Annotated in this window: 16 protein-coding genes; 10 read left to right on the forward strand and 6 right to left on the reverse strand. The window is 60.9% G+C overall.

Going from position 1 to position 18,133, the window contains the following annotated elements; genetic code table 11:
- Positions 1-36: 36 nt before the first annotated feature.
- Positions 37-1,527 (reverse strand): aldehyde dehydrogenase, encoded by a 1,491-nt coding sequence (locus tag C1X29_RS19605; RefSeq protein WP_102718161.1) that lies wholly within the window; start codon positions 1,525-1,527, stop codon positions 37-39.
- Positions 1,528-1,883: 356 nt separating this feature from the next.
- Between C1X29_RS19605 and C1X29_RS19610 the strand changes: the two genes are divergently transcribed.
- The 5 genes from C1X29_RS19610 to peaD all read left to right on the forward strand — a co-directional run bounded on the left by C1X29_RS19610 (position 1,884) and on the right by peaD (position 7,260).
- Positions 1,884-2,081 (forward strand): hypothetical protein, encoded by a 198-nt coding sequence (locus C1X29_RS19610; protein ID WP_007953098.1) that lies wholly within the window; start codon positions 1,884-1,886, stop codon positions 2,079-2,081.
- 603 nt (positions 2,082-2,684) lie between these two features.
- Positions 2,685-4,265 (forward strand): quinohemoprotein amine dehydrogenase subunit alpha, encoded by a 1,581-nt coding sequence (peaA, locus tag C1X29_RS19620; protein WP_085748331.1) that lies wholly within the window; start codon positions 2,685-2,687, stop codon positions 4,263-4,265.
- A gap of 94 nt (positions 4,266-4,359) precedes the next feature.
- On the forward strand, positions 4,360-5,790 hold the full coding sequence (gene peaB / locus C1X29_RS19625) for a quinohemoprotein amine dehydrogenase maturation protein (RefSeq protein ID WP_102718162.1): 1,431 nt from the start codon (positions 4,360-4,362) through the stop codon (positions 5,788-5,790).
- Between the two features lies 1 nt (position 5,791).
- The gene (gene qhpC, locus C1X29_RS19630; protein ID WP_008016081.1) at positions 5,792-6,115 is read left to right on the forward strand and encodes a quinohemoprotein amine dehydrogenase subunit gamma; all 324 of its coding nucleotides are present in this window, start codon (positions 5,792-5,794) and stop codon (positions 6,113-6,115) included.
- Positions 6,116-6,138: 23 nt separating this feature from the next.
- Positions 6,139-7,260, forward strand: coding sequence for a quinohemoprotein amine dehydrogenase subunit beta (gene peaD / locus C1X29_RS19635; protein ID WP_102718163.1), 1,122 nt, complete (start codon positions 6,139-6,141; stop codon positions 7,258-7,260).
- Positions 7,261-7,374: 114 nt separating this feature from the next.
- On the opposite strand, the gene C1X29_RS19640 is transcribed toward peaD, so the two are convergent.
- Together C1X29_RS19640 and C1X29_RS19645 are read right to left on the reverse strand one after the other, a co-directional pair.
- Entirely contained in the window at positions 7,375-7,779 is a 405-nt protein-coding gene (locus C1X29_RS19640) for a lysozyme inhibitor LprI family protein (protein WP_007953090.1), read from the reverse strand.
- Positions 7,780-7,837: 58 nt separating this feature from the next.
- Positions 7,838-8,755 (reverse strand): ADP-ribosylglycohydrolase family protein, encoded by a 918-nt coding sequence (locus C1X29_RS19645; RefSeq protein WP_102688093.1) that lies wholly within the window; start codon positions 8,753-8,755, stop codon positions 7,838-7,840.
- A gap of 196 nt (positions 8,756-8,951) precedes the next feature.
- Here C1X29_RS19645 and C1X29_RS19650 point away from each other — a divergent pair, with 196 nt between their 5' ends.
- The gene (locus tag C1X29_RS19650; protein WP_102688094.1) at positions 8,952-9,440 is read left to right on the forward strand and encodes an SRPBCC family protein; all 489 of its coding nucleotides are present in this window, start codon (positions 8,952-8,954) and stop codon (positions 9,438-9,440) included.
- Positions 9,433-10,248, forward strand: a complete 816-nt coding sequence (locus tag C1X29_RS19655; protein ID WP_085748365.1) for an aminoglycoside phosphotransferase family protein — start codon at positions 9,433-9,435, stop codon at positions 10,246-10,248. Before C1X29_RS19650 ends, C1X29_RS19655 begins: the two co-directional genes overlap by 8 nt.
- Positions 10,249-10,537: 289 nt before the next feature.
- Here C1X29_RS19655 and acnA read toward each other — a convergent pair whose 3' ends face one another.
- The gene (gene acnA, locus C1X29_RS19660) at positions 10,538-13,279 is read right to left on the reverse strand and encodes an aconitate hydratase AcnA (protein ID WP_102688095.1); all 2,742 of its coding nucleotides are present in this window, start codon (positions 13,277-13,279) and stop codon (positions 10,538-10,540) included.
- Between the two features lie 222 nt (positions 13,280-13,501).
- Between acnA and rlmM the strand changes: the two genes are divergently transcribed.
- Both rlmM and tusA read left to right on the forward strand, forming a co-directional pair.
- Complete coding sequence (gene rlmM, locus C1X29_RS19665) at positions 13,502-14,575, forward strand: 23S rRNA (cytidine(2498)-2'-O)-methyltransferase RlmM (RefSeq protein WP_102688096.1); 1,074 nt, start codon at positions 13,502-13,504, stop codon at positions 14,573-14,575.
- A gap of 65 nt (positions 14,576-14,640) precedes the next feature.
- The gene (tusA, locus tag C1X29_RS19670; RefSeq protein WP_011335204.1) at positions 14,641-14,892 is read left to right on the forward strand and encodes a sulfurtransferase TusA; all 252 of its coding nucleotides are present in this window, start codon (positions 14,641-14,643) and stop codon (positions 14,890-14,892) included.
- Between the two features lie 50 nt (positions 14,893-14,942).
- On the opposite strand, the gene C1X29_RS19675 is transcribed toward tusA, so the two are convergent.
- Positions 14,943-16,352 carry an MATE family efflux transporter gene (locus C1X29_RS19675; RefSeq protein WP_007953077.1) on the reverse strand — a complete coding sequence of 470 codons (1,410 nt, stop codon included), beginning with the start codon at positions 16,350-16,352 and terminating at the stop codon, positions 14,943-14,945.
- Between the two features lie 180 nt (positions 16,353-16,532).
- Between C1X29_RS19675 and pdxB the strand changes: the two genes are divergently transcribed.
- Positions 16,533-17,675: a 4-phosphoerythronate dehydrogenase PdxB gene (pdxB, locus tag C1X29_RS19680; protein ID WP_102718164.1), complete on the forward strand. Its 1,143-nt coding sequence runs from the start codon at positions 16,533-16,535 to the stop codon at positions 17,673-17,675.
- Positions 17,676-17,732: 57 nt separating this feature from the next.
- Here pdxB and C1X29_RS19685 read toward each other — a convergent pair whose 3' ends face one another.
- Positions 17,733-17,912: a PA1571 family protein gene (locus C1X29_RS19685; protein WP_102688099.1), complete on the reverse strand. Its 180-nt coding sequence runs from the start codon at positions 17,910-17,912 to the stop codon at positions 17,733-17,735.
- Between the last annotated feature and the right edge of the window lie 221 nt (positions 17,913-18,133).

An 18,133-nucleotide genomic window follows, 5' to 3' on the forward strand; every position in this document is an offset into this window, starting at 1 on the left:
GGGCTGGGGTGAGGGTGGGCTTTTGATCTTGATCTCCTACAACTTGATCAACACCGACTTCAGTTCGGTGTAATGCTCGATCGCCGCATACCCCATCTCGCGCCCGACTCCGGACATCTTGTAGCCGCCAAACGGCAGCGCCGGATCCAGCGCGCTGTGGCAGTTGACCCACACCGATCCCGATTTGATCCGCGGAATCATCCGGTGCACCGCCGCCAGGTCGTTCGACCAGATGCTCGCGCCCAATCCGTAAGGGCTGTCATTGGCCATGCGCAGCGCATCGGCCTCGTCATCGAACGGAATCGCCACCAGCACCGGCCCGAAGATCTCTTCCTGCACCAGCGAATGCCGCTGATCGACATCGACAATCACCGTCGGCTTGACGAAGAACCCCGGCCCGAACTGCTCGCCACCGCAGGCGATGGTCGCCCCGCTTTCCCGGCCCATTTCGATATAGTTGTAGACCCGCTCCTGCTGACGCGCGGAAATCAGCGGGCCCATATCGATGCTTGGGTCGAGGCCGTTGCCGAGCTTCATCGCATTGGCGATGTCGCTGATATCGGCCACCACATTGTCGAAATGCTTGCGCTGCACATACAGGCGCGAACCGGCGCAGCAGACCTGGCCCTGGTTGAAGAAAATCGCACTGGCCGCACCCGCCGCGGCGGTTTTCAGGTCGGCGTCGGCCATGACGATGGTCGGTGATTTGCCGCCCAGTTCCAGGGTGACCCGGGTCATCGAGTCCATGGCGATCTTGCCGATCTGCTTGCCCACGGCGGTGGAGCCGGTGAAGGTCAGCTTATCGACCAGCGGATTGTGGGTCAGGGCGGAGCCTGCGGTGATGCCGGTGCCGGTGACCACGTTGAACACGCCTTCCGGGTAACCCGCTTCCAGCACCAGCTCCGCCAGTTTCAGCGCGGTCAGCGGGGTTTCGTCGGCCGGTTTGAGCACCACGGTGCAACCGGTGGCCAGCGCCGGGCCGAGCTTCCAGCAGGCCAGCAGCAACGGGAAGTTCCAGGCGACGATGGCGCCGACCACGCCCACCGCTTCGCGACGAATGAAACTGTGGAACTGATCGCCGGGCATCAGCGGCAACGAGACGTCGACGCTGGAACCTTCGATCTTGGTCGCCCAACCGGCCATGTAGCGCAGGAAGTCGATGGCCAGTTGCACGTCCATCACCTGCGCCACCGCCGCGCTCTTGCCGTTGTTCAGGCATTCCAGTTGCGCCAGCAGCTCGGCGTCGCGCTGCATCAGGTCAGCGAGTTTCCACAGCAGGTTCTGCCGCTCGCGCGGACGGGTTCGGCTCCAGGCTGAATCATCGAAGGCTTGCCGGGCGGCGAGCACCGCGCGGTCGACATCTTCCGGCGTGGCGCGCGGTACCACGCACAGCACTTCACCGGTGGCCGGGTTGTGCAGCGGCATGGTCTGGCCGTCGGTGGCTTCGACCCAGTCGCCGCCGATCAGCATGCGTGGCGGGCGCTGGATAAAGGCCGAGGTGGCAGGGAGCAGATAGGGCAGGGGCATGGCGAAACCTCTTGTTGTTCGATGGGATCGAGAGGGGCTTTCGCAATGGTTGTGCCAAATGCTCGAAGGTGGCGCACAGCCCGGTTGCACGGGCGAAAGGAGGAAGAGTTTGAGTGGCAATGAGGGTGAATTTGTCTCAAAACGCGACACCCGTTGAGAAGCAAGATACGCGTCCTACAAAGCCAATCCAGCTGTCACGGGGCCTTGGCGAAGTCGGGCCGTTTCAGGTGTAGGAAAAGTCGCGCGTCTGACAGTTTTTACCGACTGGTGGAGGCATGAGGTACGAGCTAAGTTGCTTGGTGTATAGGGTTTTCCTGCCACGGATTTGGCGGGTCAGTGTCTTCACAGGGATGTCGATGAACAACTTAACCATTCGATGGCTAACCAATTTTACGATGGGCGTGGGGACTGGATTTCTGGTGACAGGGATTGCGGCGCTATTGATCGGCGACTTGACCGATGTCGATACGATTCGGGCAGGTGCGTGGATGGCTTCAACCAGTTTTTTCGTAATCGTTACCTCATTCGGTGTTGCCATGATGGAGGGAAAATGATGGCGGCTTTAATTGTGGGGCTGTGGTGTATGGGCGTCAGTATGCTGCTCATGTATGCGTATCACCGGGATCGTCGAATTCAAGCGGCCCAGCGTGATTCCGCGGCATTGGCAGCCAAGGCCGGCGCCCACTGTGAATGCTCGATGGTTTGCAACCATTGTGGGCGTTACAAGGTTCACCCGGACAACTCTGTTCGCTAGGCGCGGGTAAACAACCAATACAAGAGCCCCGTCATTGGCGGGGCTTGTTTTCGTGCGGGTTCGGCAGGCGTCACTCTTCTGGAGGTTTTTCATGGGGGATACTGCCAGCTCCGGGTCATCTGTCGCGTGACGCAATGTCGCTGACGCCGCAACAACTATGCTTGTCTCAGACTGCAACAGCTGTCGCGAAATTGGACGCCGGCAAGCACCGGCGGCACCGCCACTTCGCCTTGATCTTCACGTAACTGCTTGATTGAAAAGCTTATCGGCAAGCTGGCACGCTCCGTGTATTGCTCACAGCAGACGTTTCGCTTGCCTCCGTTCGTGCATCGCCACGAACGGCAGAAACCATAAAAACGATAAGCCACAACAATAAGAAAGCACCGTGCGAGGTTCGACGTTGATGAAGAGAAAACTCCGATCAGGCATGAGCGCCAGCCTGCTGGCCGTGGCCGCTTGCGTGGCCCTGCATTCGCCGTACAGTCTGGCAGCCCGCGATGCCCAGACCATCCTCAAGGAAACCTGCCAGGGCTGTCACACCCCTGAAGCCGGCGACCAGTTGAGCCGCATCAGCCACCAGCGCAAGACCCCGGAAGGCTGGCTGATGAGCATCGCCCGGATGCAGACCATGCACGGTTTGCAGATCAGTGATGACGACCGTCGCACGCTGGTCAAATACCTCGCCGACACCCAGGGCCTGGCGCCCAGCGAAACCGATGGCGTGCGTTACGCACTGGAACGGCGGTTGAACACCGTCGAGCAGTTCGACGAGAAAACCGCGCAGATGTGCGGACGCTGCCACTCCGGTGCGCGGATCGCCCTGCAACGGCGTCCGGCTCAGGAATGGGAACGTCTGGTGAATTTCCACCTCGGTCAATGGCCGTCGCTGGAATATCAGGCCATGTCCCGTGATCGTGACTGGTTCGATATCGCCCGCAAGGAAATGGTCCCGCTGCTGGCCAAGCGTTATCCGCTGGACAACCCGGCGTGGCAGTCCTGGATCAAAACCGCACCGAAAGCGGAAGCTTTGGTCGGCGACTGGAGCTTCAGCGGCCACTTGCCGGGCAAGGGTGAATTGGCCGGCACCATGAGCGTCACCGCCGATGGCAGTGACACCTTCAAGGTCGCCGTCAAAGGTCAGTACGCCGACGGCAGCCCGTTCAACGGCGATGGCAGCGCAATCCTTTACAGCGGCTACGAATGGCGCGGCAACGTGACCGTCGATGGCGTGACCATGCGTCAGGTGTTCGCCGCACAAGGCAACGCCATGCAGGGCCGGATGTTCGAGGCCGAGCACGATGAGCGCGGTTTGGACTTTGTCGCCGCCAAACAGGGTTCGCAGCGTTTGCTGGCGGTGCAGCCAGGTTATGTGAAGGCAGGCAGCGAAACTGAAGTGACCCTGATTGGCAGCGGTCTGAGCGGCAAACCGAACTTCGGTAAAGGCGTGGACGTGGTCGAAGTGGTCGAGCAGAACGCCGACCGGATCAAGGTCAAAGTAAAAGCGGCAGCGAATGCCCAGCCGGGCCTGCGCGCGGTCAGCGTCGGCAGCCTGAAAGGCCCGAGCCTGTCGGTGTACAGCAGGATCGCCTCGGTCAAAGTGGTGCCGGAATTCTCGGTGGCACGGATCGGCGAGGGCGGCGGTTCGACGCCGAAAGTCCAGGGCCGCTTCGATGCCGAAGCCTGGGGCAAGGGTGCCGACGGCAAGCCGTATCGCATCGGCGTGTTCCCGGCGCAATGGAAAGTCGAAGCCTTCGACGAGCGCGCCAAAGAGGACGAGGACGTCAAGTTCGCCGGCACCATGCAGACCGACGCGGGCGTGTTCACCCCGGGCGATGCCGGGCCGAATCCGGCACGCAAGATGTCCACCAACAATGCCGGCAACCTCAAGGTGATCGCCGCCGTCGACGACGCAGGGAAATCCCTGACCGGCGAAGGCCACCTGATCGTCACCGTGCAACGCTGGAACAATCCACCCATTCCCTGATGTTGAAACGTGAGTTGAGCTGAGCGACAGCGATTCAGACACTTTTCGGAATGACCGCAAGTCCCCCAAGCGGGGCTTGCACAGGAGGTTTGCAATGGGCGCTATCTTGAATCTGGTCGAACGTAATCTGCACGAAGTGCACGTCGACGCCGACCGCATGCTGTTCCACATCCCCAGCAGTTCGCTGTTCGCCAGCGATGAACTGACCGGGACTATCATTGATGCGTTGCGCGGCCCCGGTTGCTCCTCGGAAGACCTGATCCAGCGCCTCGGCGCGCGGTTCAACGGCGAGGAAATCAACGAGACCCTGCGCGAGCTGATTTCGCTGGAACTGGTCAGCGACGGCTCGCCGCTGACGCCGGACATCGCGGTCAAACGTGTCGAGCGCACGGCGATCAACACCGTGGTGCTCAACGTCAACACCGGCTGCAACCTGAGCTGCACCTACTGCTACAAGGAAGACCTCGACAAGCCGTCCGCCGGCAAGAAGATGGACGTCGAAACCGCCATCGCCTCGGTGGAAATGTTGCTGCGTGAGTCCCCCGACGAAGAGCGGTTCACCGTGGTGTTTTTCGGCGGCGAGCCGCTGAGCAATCGCAAGCTGATCGAGTACATGGTCGATTACTGCGAAAAGCGGTTTGCCGAGGCCGGCAAGTTCGTCGAGTTCGTGATGACCACCAATGCCACGCTGCTCACCGAAGAAACCGTGGACTACCTGAATGCCTACCGCTTCGGCTTGTCAGTGAGCATCGACGGACCGAAAACCGTGCACGACCGCAATCGCATCACCGTGGGCGGGCAGGGCACCTATGACGTGGTGCGGCGCAAGGCTGAAATGCTGCTTTCGCGTTACAACAGCCGTCCGGTCGGTGCGCGGGTGACCCTGACCACGGGCGTCACCGACGTTGAAACCATTTGGGATCACCTGTTCAACGAGTTGGGGTTTGCCGAGGTCGGATTTGCTCCGGTGACCTCCGGCGATATCAGCAGCTTCAACCTGACCACTGACGAATTGATCGAAGTCTTTGCCAGCATGAAACGCCTCGGTCGGCGTTATCTGGAGGCTGCGCTGGAGCACCGCAACATTGGTTTTTCCAACCTGCATCAGTTGATCACCGATATCCACGAAGGCCACAAAAAAGCCCTGCCGTGCGGTGCCGGATTGAAGATGCTGGCGGTCGATCACAAGGGCGAACTCAACCTGTGCCATCGCTTCACCGGCTCGTCGCTGCCGACCTTTGGCAACGTCCACAGCGGCGTTAAGCAGGTTGAGTTGAACGACTTCCTGTCCCAGCGCCTGGATCGCACCAACACCGGTTGCCATGACTGTCAGATCCGCAACCTGTGCTCCGGCGGCTGCTACCACGAGAGTTATGCCCGCTACGGCGATCCGGCGCACCCGACTTATCACTACTGCGAACTGATGCGTGACTGGGTCGACTTCGGCATTGAAGTCTACACCCGGATCATGGCCAACAACCCTGCGTTCATCAGCAGCTACATCACTCCGCGCAAGGCTCACTGATATGAAACATCTCAAGGCAATCAATAACAAAGCGTTGAAGCTGGATCAGGCCGCGGACGAGAACCGCATCGAAGAAGTGGTGGCGATGAGCTCCGTCGCCGGCTGTGCCTCGACCACCGACCCGGGTTGGGAAATCGATGCGTTCGGCGGGGTGTCGTCGCTGTGCCAGCCGATGGAGGCTGACCTCTACGGCTGCTCCGATCCGTGCTGGTGGCCGGCTCAGGTGCCGGACATGATGAGCACCTACCCGGACTGGAACAAGGATGCCCAGGCGTCCAACGACAACTGGCGCAACCTCGGCACTGTCTTCCCGAAAGACAAGTGATCGCTAAGAAGAAGGATTCCAGCATGCCTAGCCTCAACAAAGCCTGCGGCCTTGCCGCACTCGCGGTTCTGAGCGCCTGTTCGCTCCCGGTTCTGGCCGATGAGAACACCGCGCTACAAGACGGTCACGAGTACATGTTGACCACTAACTATCCGAACAACCTGCACGTCATCGACCTGGCGACCGACAGCCTGTACAAGACCTGCAAGATGCCTGACGCCTTTGGCCCCGGCACCGTGCAGCTGTCGCCGGATCGGAAGACCGCGTACGTGCTGAACAACCATTACGCTGATGTCTACGGTGTCGAACTGGACAGTTGCAAGCAGGTGTTCCACGCCAGCATCACCCAGCAGCCGGGGGAGAAAGCGCGGTCAATGTTCGCCTTTACCGTCAGCCATGACGGCAAGGAGCTGTACACCATCGCCAACCCGACCCAGATGCTCAACGACCGCTACGAGGTCAAACAACCGCGTCTGGATGTCTACGCCACCGACGCCGGGATGGACGCCAAACCGGTGCGCAGCTTCCCGGCGCCACGGCAGTTGACGATCATGCAGAGCGGCGATGACGGCACGCTCTATGTGGCTGGCGCTGATGTGTACAAGGTCGATGTGAAGAGCGGCAAGTTCGACGTGCTGATCCCCAGCCGTCACTGGAAACGCCCGAACTACAGCGCGCCGGACGTGCTTTACGTGTGGAACCAGCAGACTTACCGCCACGATTTCTCGCTGCTGTACACCGCCGCCAGGTTCAAGGACAAGAAGCAGGACCCGGCCACCGCTGAATACCTGTACGGCTTGTTCAGCGTCGATCTGAAAACCGGCAAGACCGAAACCACCGATTTCGGCCCGCTGACCGAGATCTACTTCAGCGGTATGCGCTCGCCCAAGGATCCGAACCTGATGTTCGGCGTGCTCAATCGTCTGGCCAAGTACGATATCAAGCAGAAAAAGCTGATACAGGCGGCGACACTGGACCATTCCTACTACTGCATTTCGTTCAACAAGGACGGGAGCAAGATCTATCTGGCCGGGACCTTCAACGACGTGGCGATCTTTGATGCCGAGACCATGAAACAGACCGGCAGCATCAAGTTGCCGGGTGGGGATATGGCGATTACTACGGCGCAGATTTTTGTTCGGTAATTAGCGGCGTCAGGGATGACGCCTTCGCGAGCAAGCCCGCTCCCACATTTGAAATGCGGTTCAAATGTGGGAGCGGGCTTGCTCGCGAAGGGGCTCTCTAAACCGCCCCGAAAATCAGGCCCCGGGCACTGGGCAGCTCATGTCACCTTCTTCGCATTTCAAATACTGTTTGAGCGCCTCGGTTCGCGTTTTTGTCACCGAGGCGATGCAATTGTTGTAGATCAACGGATAAACACTCCCGCCTGCCACGCCGGATGCCGAAAACTTGCACTCGGCATCGCGAAAGCCGATCCATGCCCGTTGCGCGCTCACCAGCAGTTTCTTGCCATCAGGGTTGTCCTTCAACCGAGCAGTGATCTGCTGATAAACCGTGTTCAACTCCTTGTCCGCCGCCTTGTTTTCCTGCGCAGCGCACTGATTCATCGTCGCCTGATCGCTGGCATTGGCGCAGTCCACGGCAGCGTGAGCAACAGAAGTGAAAAGAAAGGGTGTCAGGGCCAGAAGCAGGCGTGGGGACATGAGTCATCTCGCTTTGGTGAATGAACGTGCCGGGCAGTTTAGCGACTTCGTGGCGCCATCAGGATTTATGCTGCCTTGATGCGTTGAGCAACCGCTCCGCTGTCGCGGCAATTTCCTCTCCGTCATGCAGTTTTTCCAGCCACCCTGACGGTATTCCCTGCACGCCGTAAAAGGCGCCGGCCAACTGGCCGACGATGGCGGCCGTGGTGTCCGCGTCATCGCCCAGATTCGCCGCTTGCAGGACGGCCGCGGCAAAGCTGTCGGTGTGCTGGAAGCACCCTAACGCTGCTTCCAGGGATTCGACGCAGTAGCCACTGCCGCGAATGTCGCGCTCGGTCTTGTGCAGGTACTCGCCCCGGGCAATCGCCGCCACCTTGGGCTGACTGAAGGCTGTTTGCGGCAGGGTGCGCAGTTGCGCTTTCGATGCGCCTTCCAGAGCCTTGCCAAGCAGTTCGGCAAACAGCTGGCAACATTCGATGGCCTCGGGCGCCGCGTGCGTGGTGCGTGAACTGTCGGCGGCGAATCGCCTGGTTTTCCGGGCATCGGGGAAATAAAACAGCACCACGGGCACCAGTCGCATCAACGAGCCGTTCCCGGCGCTGTAGGGATCGGTGGAGCCGGCAAACGCCTCTCCGGTGTGTTGATAGCGATCCAGCGCCTGACTCACGGTCATGCCAATATCAAAACATTCGCCGGTCGAACTCAGATAGCCCCATTGCCACCAGTTCAGATAGCGGCCCATCTGGTCAGCGGCATCGAAGCCGTTTTTGTTCAGCAGACTTTCCGCCAGGCACAACGCCATCGAGGTGTCGTCGGTCCATTGACCGGGCTTCAGGCGAAACGGCCCGCCACCGACCATGTCGGTCAGGGGCAGGAAGCTGCCGCGCGGCTGGAATTCGACGGTGGTTCCCACGGCATCGCCGCAGGCCAGGCCGAGGAGGGCGCCACGGTAACGTTCGGGGAGAGAAGGCTGCATGATGACGTCCTTGTGTCGTTCAGTTCGCTGCGAACGTTATCAGTTTCGCAGCGCTGATCCGTGCGCATTCTGACGAACCGGCGCCGCAAAATACTGCCGGATATTTCAATCAGACCTGACCGTTGCACCGGATTGATACAACTTCGGATTGGACATGTGGTCATACAAGCCTACTGTTCAAAACAGGAGGTGACGTATGAAACCAGTACCCAACAGCTTTGAACGTAAAATCATGCTCAGGTCGCCGCGCTCCCATGTCTGGCGCGCCCTGGTCGATGCCGAAGCGTTCGGCCAGTGGTTCGGCGTTGCGCTGGAGGGCCGGCGGTTTATCGCCGGCGAATGGACGCAGGGGCAGGTCACATACCCCGGTTATGAACATGTGCTCTGGAACGTGCTGGTGGAGCGGGTCGAGCCGCAGCAACTGTTCTCCTTCCGCTGGCATCCCTATGCGGTAAATCCGAAAATCGACTACTCGCAGGAACCGACCACCCTGGTCAGATTCGAACTGCAGGACTACGAGAACGGCACGCTGCTGAAAGTCTCCGAGTCAGGTTTTGCACACATTCCCGACGTGCGTCAGAAAGAGGCGTACTACATGGACAGTCGGGGCTGGGAGGAACAGTTGAGTCGGCTGGAGCGCTTCCTCGCGGAGAGCGACCGGGCCCGTGAGCGTGAAGGTGGCTGATCCCGACCTGTTTACGCCGTGGCTTGAACGCTGGGCGCTGGCGCCGGACGGCGAGCCGATCATCACCCCGGGCAGCCGCCTGTTGCCGGTGCGTCAGGACGATACTCCGGCGATGCTGAAAGTCGCGGTGGACGACGAAGAAAAATACGGCAACCTGCTGATGACCTGGTGGGACGGCGACGGCGCCGCCCGGGTGCTCGCCCATCACGACGAAGGCCTGTTGCTGGAGCGGGCGATGGGCCAGCGCTCGCTGATGCACATGGCGCTCAACGGCGAGGACGACGAGTCCACGCGGATCATGTGCCGAGCGCTGGCGCGCCTACACGCACCGCGACCAACGCCGCCACCGCCGTTAGTGGAACTGACGCCTTGGTTCGCTTCATTACGAGTGGCCGCAGCCCGATACGGCGGCCCATATGCCGATTGCCTGCAAACCGCCCAGGCCTTGCTTGCCGAACCGCAGGATGTGGTGGTGTTGCACGGCGACATGCACCACGACAACGTCCTCGATTTCGGCCCACGGGGCTGGCTGGCCATCGACCCCAAGCGGGTGCAGGGCGAGCGCGGTTATGACTATGCCAACCTGATCTGCAACCCGGAATTGCCCACCGCCACCGACCCCGAGCGCTTTCGGAGACAAGTCGACGTGATCTGCGAAGCAGCGGGAATCGAGCGAAAACGCCTGCTGCAATGGGTACTGGCGTTCGCCGGACTGTCTGCCGCATGGTTTCTGGAGGATGACGAGCAAACTGCGGCAAAAGGGCAGCTGAAAGTCGCGCAGCTGGCGGCTTCTGCGCTCGATGCCTGACACGTCTAAGGGTTTTCGGAAGGCCCGCTATAGCGAATGTCTTACACGCGATGGTAGCTATTTCGACTATTGCCGATTGGATCCACAGCGTAATCTAGCCTCATCAACTGAAGCACAGGGAGTGTTTCAGGATCACGGATGATCGACCATTAGCAAGGATCGCTGCCGACAGGGAGTCGATAATGGTCTTGGGAAAAACCCGCTTCGGCGGGTTTTTTTTCGTCCACAGGAAAGTGCCGTGCCCAAACAGAAACACCGCCAATTGGCGGTGTTTCTGCATCTGCAGGTTTTACGAGGCGATCAACTGGCGCAACACGTAATGCAGGATCCCGCCGGACTTGAAGTACTCCACCTCGTTCAGGGTGTCGATGCGACACAGCACTTCGATTTTCTCCTGACGCCCGTCTTCACGGGTGATAACCAGGGTCAGGTTCATCCGTGGCGTCAACTCGACACCGCTCAGCCCCTGAATATCCAGGGTTTCCTTGCCGGTAAGGTTCAGGCTTTTGCGGTTCTGATCCAGCTTGAACTGCAACGGCAGCACGCCCATGCCCACCAGGTTGGAACGGTGAATCCGCTCGAAGCTTTCGGCGATCACCGCTTTCACCCCCAGCAGATTGGTGCCCTTGGCCGCCCAGTCGCGGCTGGAACCGGTGCCGTATTCTTGCCCGGCAATCACCACCAGCGGCGTGCCTGAGGCCTGATAACGCATGGCCGCGTCGTAGATCGCCAGTTTCTCGCCGGTCGGAATGTAGATCGTGTTGCCACCTTCTTCGCCGCCGAGCATTTCGTTGCGGATACGGATGTTGGCGAAGGTGCCGCGCATCATCACTTCGTGGTTGCCCCGGCGCGAACCGTAGGAGTTGAAGTCCCGTGGCTCGACGCCTTGTTCGCGCAGGTAACGCCCGGCCGGGCTGTCTGCCTTGATGTTGCCGGCGGGGGAGATGTGGTCGGTGGTCACCGAATCGCCCAACAGCGCCAGCACTCGCGCACCTTTCACATCGGCGATCACCGGCAATGGCCCGGCAATGTCGTCGAAGAACGGCGGGTGCTGGATGTAAGTCGAATCCGCCTGCCAGACGTAGGTCGCGGCTTGCGGCACTTCGATGGCTTGCCACTGTTCGTCACCGGCGAACACTTCGGCGTATTCCTTGTGGAACATTGCGGTGTTGACCTGATTCACCGCGTCGGCGATTTCCTTGCTGCTCGGCCAGATGTCACGCAGGTAAACCGGATTGCCCTGCTGGTCATTGCCCAGCGGTTCGCTGCTGATGTCGGTGCGCACACTGCCCGCCAAGGCGTAAGCGACCACCAGCGGCGGCGAGGCCAGCCAGTTGGTTTTTACCAGCGGATGCACCCGACCTTCGAAGTTGCGGTTGCCGGACAGCACCGAAGCCACGGTCAGGTCGGCTTTCTGAATGGCTTTTTCGATCGGTTCCGGCAGCGGCCCGGAGTTGCCGATGCAAGTGGTGCAGCCGTAACCGACCAGCGAAAAACCGAGCTGATCGAGGTACTGAGTCAATCCGGCGGCCTTGTAGTAATCGGTGACGACTTTCGAACCCGGTGCCAGTGAGCTCTTCACCCACGGCTTGCGGGTCAGGCCCTTTTCCACGGCTTTTTTCGCCAGCAGGCCGGCGGCCATCATCACGCTGGGGTTGGAGGTGTTGGTGCAGGAGGTGATCGCGGCAATCACCACGGCGCCGTTTTTCAGGCGATAGGTGTGGCCGTCGTACTCGTAGTCCGTTTCGCCGACCAGATCGGCATTGCCCACCGCCACGCCACCGCCGCCTTCGCTTTCCAGGCGTCCTTCTTCCTTGCTGGTAGGTTTGAATTGCAAGTCGAGGAAGTCACTGAACGCCTGGCCGACATTCGGCAGCGAGACACGGTCTTGCGGACGTTTAGGCCCGGCGAGGCTGGCTTCGACGCTGCCCATGTCCAGCGCCAGGCTATCGGTGAACACCGGTTCCTGACCGGGCAGGCGCCACAGGCCCTGAGCCTTGGTGTAGGCCTCGACCAGTTTCACCACTTCAGGCGGACGGCCGGACAGGCGCAGGTAGTCGAGGGTCACGTCATCGACCGGGAAGAATCCGCAGGTCGCGCCATATTCCGGAGCCATGTTCGCGATGGTTGCGCGGTCGGCGAGCGGCAGGTCGGCGAGGCCGTCGCCATAGAACTCGACGAATTTGCCGACCACGCCTTTCTTGCGCAGCATCTGGGTCACGGTCAGCACCAGGTCGGTGGCGGTGATGCCTTCCTTGAGCTTGCCGGTGAGTTTGAAGCCGATCACTTCGGGAATCAGCATCGACACCGGTTGCCCGAGCATCGCCGCTTCCGCCTCGATCCCGCCGACGCCCCAACCGAGTACGCCGAGGCCGTTGATCATGGTGGTGTGAGAGTCGGTGCCGACCAGCGTGTCGGGGAAGGCATAAGTGCGGCCGTCTTCGTCCTTGGTCCATACGGTGCGGCCGAGGTATTCGAGGTTGACCTGGTGGCAGATCCCGGTGCCCGGCGGCACCACGCTGAAATTGTCGAACGCACTCTGGCCCCAGCGCAGGAAGGCGTAGCGTTCGCCGTTGCGCTGCATTTCGATGTCGACGTTCTGTTCGAAGGCGCTGGCACTGGCGAATTTGTCGACCATCACCGAGTGGTCGATCACCAGATCCACCGGCGACAGCGGGTTGATTCGTTGCGGATCACCGCCGGCCTTGGCCATAGCGGCGCGCATCGCGGCCAGATCGACCACGGCGGGAACGCCGGTAAAGTCCTGCATCAGCACGCGGGCAGGGCGGTACTGGATTTCGCGATCGGAGCGGCGCTCCTTGAGCCACGCGGCAATGGCCTTGAGGTCGGCGCCGGTGACGGTTTTTTCATCCTCCCAGCGCAGCAGGTTTTCCAGCAGGACTTTCAGCGACATCGGCAACCTGTCGAGATCGCCCAGGCTTTTGGCAGCATCCGGCAGGCTGAAATAGTGGTAAGTCTTGTCATCGACTTTGAGGGTTTTCAGAGAATTCAGACTATCGAGGGACGGCATTACGATCACTCCTTTGAATCCGCACGGCTACGGATTGAGGGGACGGGCAGAGCTATCAACGTAGCCCTGTTTTCAGTAGCTGGCTAATAACTGGACTCTATGGACAGAACCAAGGTTCCGACATGGGCTATCATGCGCCGGTTTTCGTGACAGGCTTTGCTTCAATGCAGGGTCTGGGCATCGCGCAGGGGATGAATGATCGCCCTCTGCCCAGGAGTAAGAATGAACACCCTATTCATGCATTGCCGGCCAGGCTTCGAAGGCGAAGTCTGTTCGGAGATTTCCGACCTCGCCGCCCAACTCAACGTGGCCGGCTATGCCAAGGCCAAACCGGCCACCGCTTGCGCCGAGTTCGTCTGCACCGAAGAAGACGGTGCCGAGCGCCTGATGCGCGGTCAGCGTTTCGCCGAGCTGATCTTCCCGCGCCAGTGGGCGCGCGGGTTTTTCATCGATCTGCCGGAAACCGACCGCATCAGCGTGATCCTCGCGCACATGGCTGAATTCCCGGTGTGTGGCAGCCTGTGGCTGGAAGTCGTCGACACCAACGATGGCAAGGAGCTGTCGAACTTCTGCAAGAAGTTCGAAGGCCCGCTGCGCAAGGCCCTGACCGGCGCCGGCAAACTGGTGGAGGACGCCAGCAAGCCGCGTCTGCTGCTGACCTTCAAGAGCGGCCGTGAAGTGTTTCTAGGTCTGGCCGATGCCGGTAACTCGGCGATGTGGCCGATGGGCATTCCACGTCTGAAGTTCCCTCGTGAGGCGCCGAGCCGTTCGACCCTGAAGCTGGAAGAGGCCTGGCACCACTTCATCCCGCGCGATCAGTGGGAAGATCGCCTGCACAGCGACATGACCGGCGTCGACCTCGGCGCGGCGCCGGGCGGCTGGACCTGGCAACTGGTCAATCGCGGCATGCTGGTGACCGCCATCGACAACGGCCCGATGGCCGAAAGCCTGATGGACACCGGTCTGGTGCAGCACTTGATGGCCGACGGTTTTACCTTCAAACCTAAGCAACCGGTGGACTGGATGGTCTGCGACATCGTCGAGAAGCCGGCGCGCAATGCCGCGATGCTCGAAGAGTGGATCGGCGAGGGGCATTGCCGGGAAGCGGTGGTCAACCTCAAGTTGCCGATGAAGCAGCGTTACGCTGAAGTGAAGCGCCTGCTCGAACGCATCGCCGACGGTTTCAAGGCCCGCGGGATCAAGGTCGACATCGGCTGCAAGCAGCTTTACCACGACCGCGAGGAAGTGACCTGCCATTTGCGCCGCCATGACGTGAAGAAAACCAAAGCCCGCTGAGCGCGCGACAGGTGACCGAACACCCGGCATTGGGCGACAATGCCGGCCAGTTTCAGGAGTGAATCATGAGTGAAATGATCAATACGCCGGTCGACGGCACCCTCGACGCTACGGGCCTCAACTGCCCGGAGCCGGTGATGATGCTGCACCAGCACATCCGTGACCTGGTGCCCGGCGGCCTGCTCAAGGTGATCGCCACCGACCCGTCGACCCGTCGCGACATCCCCAAGTTCTGCGTGTTTCTCGACCATGAACTGGTGGGGCAGCACGAAGAAGCCGGGACCTATCTGTACTGGATTCGCAAGAAGTCCGGTTGATCGGAAGGCAAAAAAAAGACCTGCATGTGCAGGTCTTTTTTTATGGCCGGTCAGCCCATCGAACGGCTGATGCGAATGCGTTTGCGTGCACTGCGCGTCAGGCGGATCGACAGCATCAGCGCCGCGCAGCTCAGGCCGACGATCAGGCCTTCCCACAAGCCGCTCGGGCCGCGTGGCTCGCCGAGCCAGTCGGTCAGGCCGAGGGCGTAACCTACCGGCAGGCCGATGCCCCAATAGGCGAACAGGGTCAGGATCATCGTCACGCGAGTGTCCTGATATCCGCGCAACGCACCGGCGGCAGTAACCTGAATCGCGTCGGAAAACTGGAACAGCGCCGAATACACGATCAGCATCGCCGCGATGTGAATCACCATCGGATCCGACGTGTAGATCGCCGCAATGTGTTCGCGCATTAGCAGCATCATGCTCGCCGACAGGCAGGCGTAAGCCAGTGCAGTGCCCATGCCGACGCCCGCTGCGAATCGCGCTTCACGGGGTTCTTCACGGCCCAGAGCCTGGCCGACGCGCACGGTCACGGCCATGCCCAGCGAATACGGAATCATGAACACCAGCGAGCTGACGTTCAGCGCGATCTGGTGCCCGGCCACCACGGTGGCGCCGAGGCTGCCGATCAGCAGCGCGATCACCGCGAAAATGCTCGACTCGGCAAACACCGCGATGCCGATCGGCAGACCGATGGCCAGCAAACGCTTGATCACCGCCCATTGCGGCCAGTCGAAACGGCTGAACAGTTCGCTCGACTTGTAGGCCGGCGCCCAGCGCTCGTAACCGGCCAGACCCAGCGCCATCACCCACATCACGATGGCCGTGGCCCAGCCGCAACCGACGCCGCCCATGGCCGGAACGCCGAAGTGACCATAAATGAACACGTAGTTGAGCGGAATGTTCAGCGCCAGCCCACACAGGCCCAGCACCATCGCCGGCCGCGTGCGGCCGAGGCCATCACTGGTGCAGCGCAGCACATGGTAGAAGGCAACGGCTGGCAGACCGCTGGCGATGCCGTGCAGGTACTGCATGCACGGGCCGATCAGCTCCGGATCGACTTTCATCAGGTGCAGGATCGGTTCGGCGCTGAACAGCATCGTAGTCGCCATCAGGCCCACCACCAGTGCCAGCCACAAGGCCTGGCGCACGATCGGGCCGATTTCGCTGTGGGTGCCGGCGCCGAAGCGCTGGGCGACTTTAGGCGTGGTGGCCAACAGGGTGCCGGTCATCAGCAGGAACACCGGCACCCAGATCGAGTTGCCCAGCGCCACGGCCGCGAGATCCTTCGGCCCGACGCGCCCGGCCATCACCGCATCGACGAAGCCCATGGCGGTGGTCGCCAGTTGCGCGATCATGATCGGCAGGGCCAGGCCGAGCAGATTCTTCAGCTCCAGGCGAACCCGGGCAGGGCGGTTGAGGGAAACGGCAGCGGGGCGGTCAGTCACGGAATTCACAGGCAAAGCGTCCACAGGGGTTGATGCGCAAGGCCGGGCATTCTACGCCGCTGACGTTGTGGTCAGGAAAAATCCTCTGTTGCGGATTTGTAATCGCCTTCGACCGATCAAGAAAGAACAGCCTGCTGGCTCATCGCAGTCCCAGCGCCTACACTGCCGATCCGCCCAAGGAGCCCCGCCATGCTGATTGTTGCCGACGAAAATATCCCGCTGCTCGATGCCTTTTTTGCCGGTTTCGGTGAGATTCGCCGGATACCGGGCCGTTCCATCGACCGGGCCACGGTCGAACAGGCCGATGTATTGCTGGTGCGCTCGGTGACCAACGTCAACCGCGCACTGCTTGAAGGCAGCAAGGTGCGTTTTGTCGGCACCTGCACTATCGGCACCGATCATCTGGATCTCGATTACTTCAATGAGGCCGGGATCACCTGGTCCAGCGCGCCCGGCTGCAATGCCCGGGGCGTGGTTGATTACGTACTCGGCAGTCTGATGACCCTGGCTGAAATCGAAGGTGTCGATTTGCGTGAGCGCACTTACGGTGTGATCGGCGCCGGTGAGGTCGGCGGTCGCCTGATCAAGGTGCTCAAAGGCCTGGGCTGGAACGTGAAAGTCTGTGACCCGCCGCGTCAGGCGGCCGAGGGCGGCGACTATGTCAGCCTGGAGCACGTCATCGCGCAGTGCGACGTGATCAGCCTGCACACCCCGCTGACCCGCAGCGGTGACGGTGCGACCTGGCATTTGTTCGACGAGCAGCGTTTGCAGCAGCTCAAGCCCGGCGCCTGGTTGATCAACGCGGCTCGCGGTCCGGTGGTGGATAACACCGCGTTGCGCGAAGTGCTGCTGGAGCGTGAAGACTTGCAAGCGGTGCTCGATGTCTGGGAGGCCGAGCCGCAAGTCGATGTCGCGCTGGCCGAACTCTGCGTGCTGGCAACGCCGCACATTGCCGGTTACAGCCTCGACGGCAAACAGCGCGGCACCGCGCAGATCTATCAGGCGTACTGCGAATTTATCGGTGAGCCCGCCAGCATTCAGCTCGGTGATCTGCTGCCGGCACCATGGTTGTCGGAAGTTTCCCTGCATGCCGACAGCGATCCGGCCTGGGCGCTGGCGATGTTGTGCCGTGGCGTGTACGACCCGCGCCGGGACGACGCGGATTTCCGTCGCACGCTGCTGGGCGGCGTCGGTGAGCAACGTGCCGCGTTTGATTTGCTGCGCAAACAGTATCCGTCGCGACGCGAGATCGAAGGTTTGAAAGTGCGGATCGACGGTGATTCGCCGGCCTTGCGCCAGATCGTGACCGCGTTGGGCGCTGTGGCCGTATAAACAGCGGGCAGAAAAAACCCGGCCTGCAGGGGCCGGGTCAGGAAGACGGTGGCGATATCACTCTTGTTCGGCAGGCTTGACCAATCGCTTCTCCAGTTCGCGGCAGGCGTCCTGGATCATGTCTTCAGTGATTGGCACTTCGCGCCCATCCTTATCGATGATCGAGCAACCCAGAGGTTGGCCGGGCTTGGTGCGGATCACTTCAATTTTGTCATCGCTGCTGTTTTGCAAGGACATGGCCTGTCTCCTCATCAGGTTGTGTGCCTAGATTAAAACCGTCAGGTGACCAGGCTGTGACAACTCCCTGCGGTCGGTCCGGAACGGCATCTCCACTCAAACAGAAATGACCGTCTGTCTCAACCCGGACCTTAGACCAATAGCATCTAGGGAGTAGTCGGACCGGTCATATTTAACCTGACTCATTGTGATTTACAGAGTTCCACCCCATTTGAGTCTGT

It is taken from the genome of Pseudomonas sp. GW456-12-10-14-LB2 (assembly GCF_002884345.1).
In the GTDB taxonomy this organism is placed as follows: Bacteria; Pseudomonadota; Gammaproteobacteria; order Pseudomonadales; family Pseudomonadaceae; genus Aquipseudomonas; species Aquipseudomonas paraglycinae.

Excerpts from the sequence above, each read along its gene's own strand:
- qhpC (WP_008016081.1), top strand. The coding sequence starts at position 5,792 with ATGAAACATCTCAAGGCAATCAATAACAAAGCGTTGAAGCTGGATCAG.
- peaA (WP_085748331.1), top strand. The coding sequence starts at position 2,685 with ATGAAGAGAAAACTCCGATCAGGCATGAGCGCCAGCCTGCTGGCCGTG.
- C1X29_RS19610 (WP_007953098.1), top strand. The coding sequence starts at position 1,884 with ATGAACAACTTAACCATTCGATGGCTAACCAATTTTACGATGGGCGTG.
- rlmM (WP_102688096.1), top strand. The coding sequence starts at position 13,502 with ATGAACACCCTATTCATGCATTGCCGGCCAGGCTTCGAAGGCGAAGTC.
- peaD (WP_102718163.1), top strand. The coding sequence starts at position 6,139 with ATGCCTAGCCTCAACAAAGCCTGCGGCCTTGCCGCACTCGCGGTTCTG.
- peaB (WP_102718162.1), top strand. The coding sequence starts at position 4,360 with ATGGGCGCTATCTTGAATCTGGTCGAACGTAATCTGCACGAAGTGCAC.
- C1X29_RS19640 (WP_007953090.1), bottom strand. The coding sequence starts at position 7,779 with ATGTCCCCACGCCTGCTTCTGGCCCTGACACCCTTTCTTTTCACTTCT.
- C1X29_RS19605 (WP_102718161.1), bottom strand. The coding sequence starts at position 1,527 with ATGCCCCTGCCCTATCTGCTCCCTGCCACCTCGGCCTTTATCCAGCGC.
- C1X29_RS19650 (WP_102688094.1), top strand. The coding sequence starts at position 8,952 with ATGAAACCAGTACCCAACAGCTTTGAACGTAAAATCATGCTCAGGTCG.
- C1X29_RS19685 (WP_102688099.1), bottom strand. The coding sequence starts at position 17,912 with ATGTCCTTGCAAAACAGCAGCGATGACAAAATTGAAGTGATCCGCACC.
- pdxB (WP_102718164.1), top strand. The coding sequence starts at position 16,533 with ATGCTGATTGTTGCCGACGAAAATATCCCGCTGCTCGATGCCTTTTTT.
- C1X29_RS19645 (WP_102688093.1), bottom strand. The coding sequence starts at position 8,755 with ATGCAGCCTTCTCTCCCCGAACGTTACCGTGGCGCCCTCCTCGGCCTG.
- tusA (WP_011335204.1), top strand. The coding sequence starts at position 14,641 with ATGAGTGAAATGATCAATACGCCGGTCGACGGCACCCTCGACGCTACG.
- acnA (WP_102688095.1), bottom strand. The coding sequence starts at position 13,279 with ATGCCGTCCCTCGATAGTCTGAATTCTCTGAAAACCCTCAAAGTCGAT.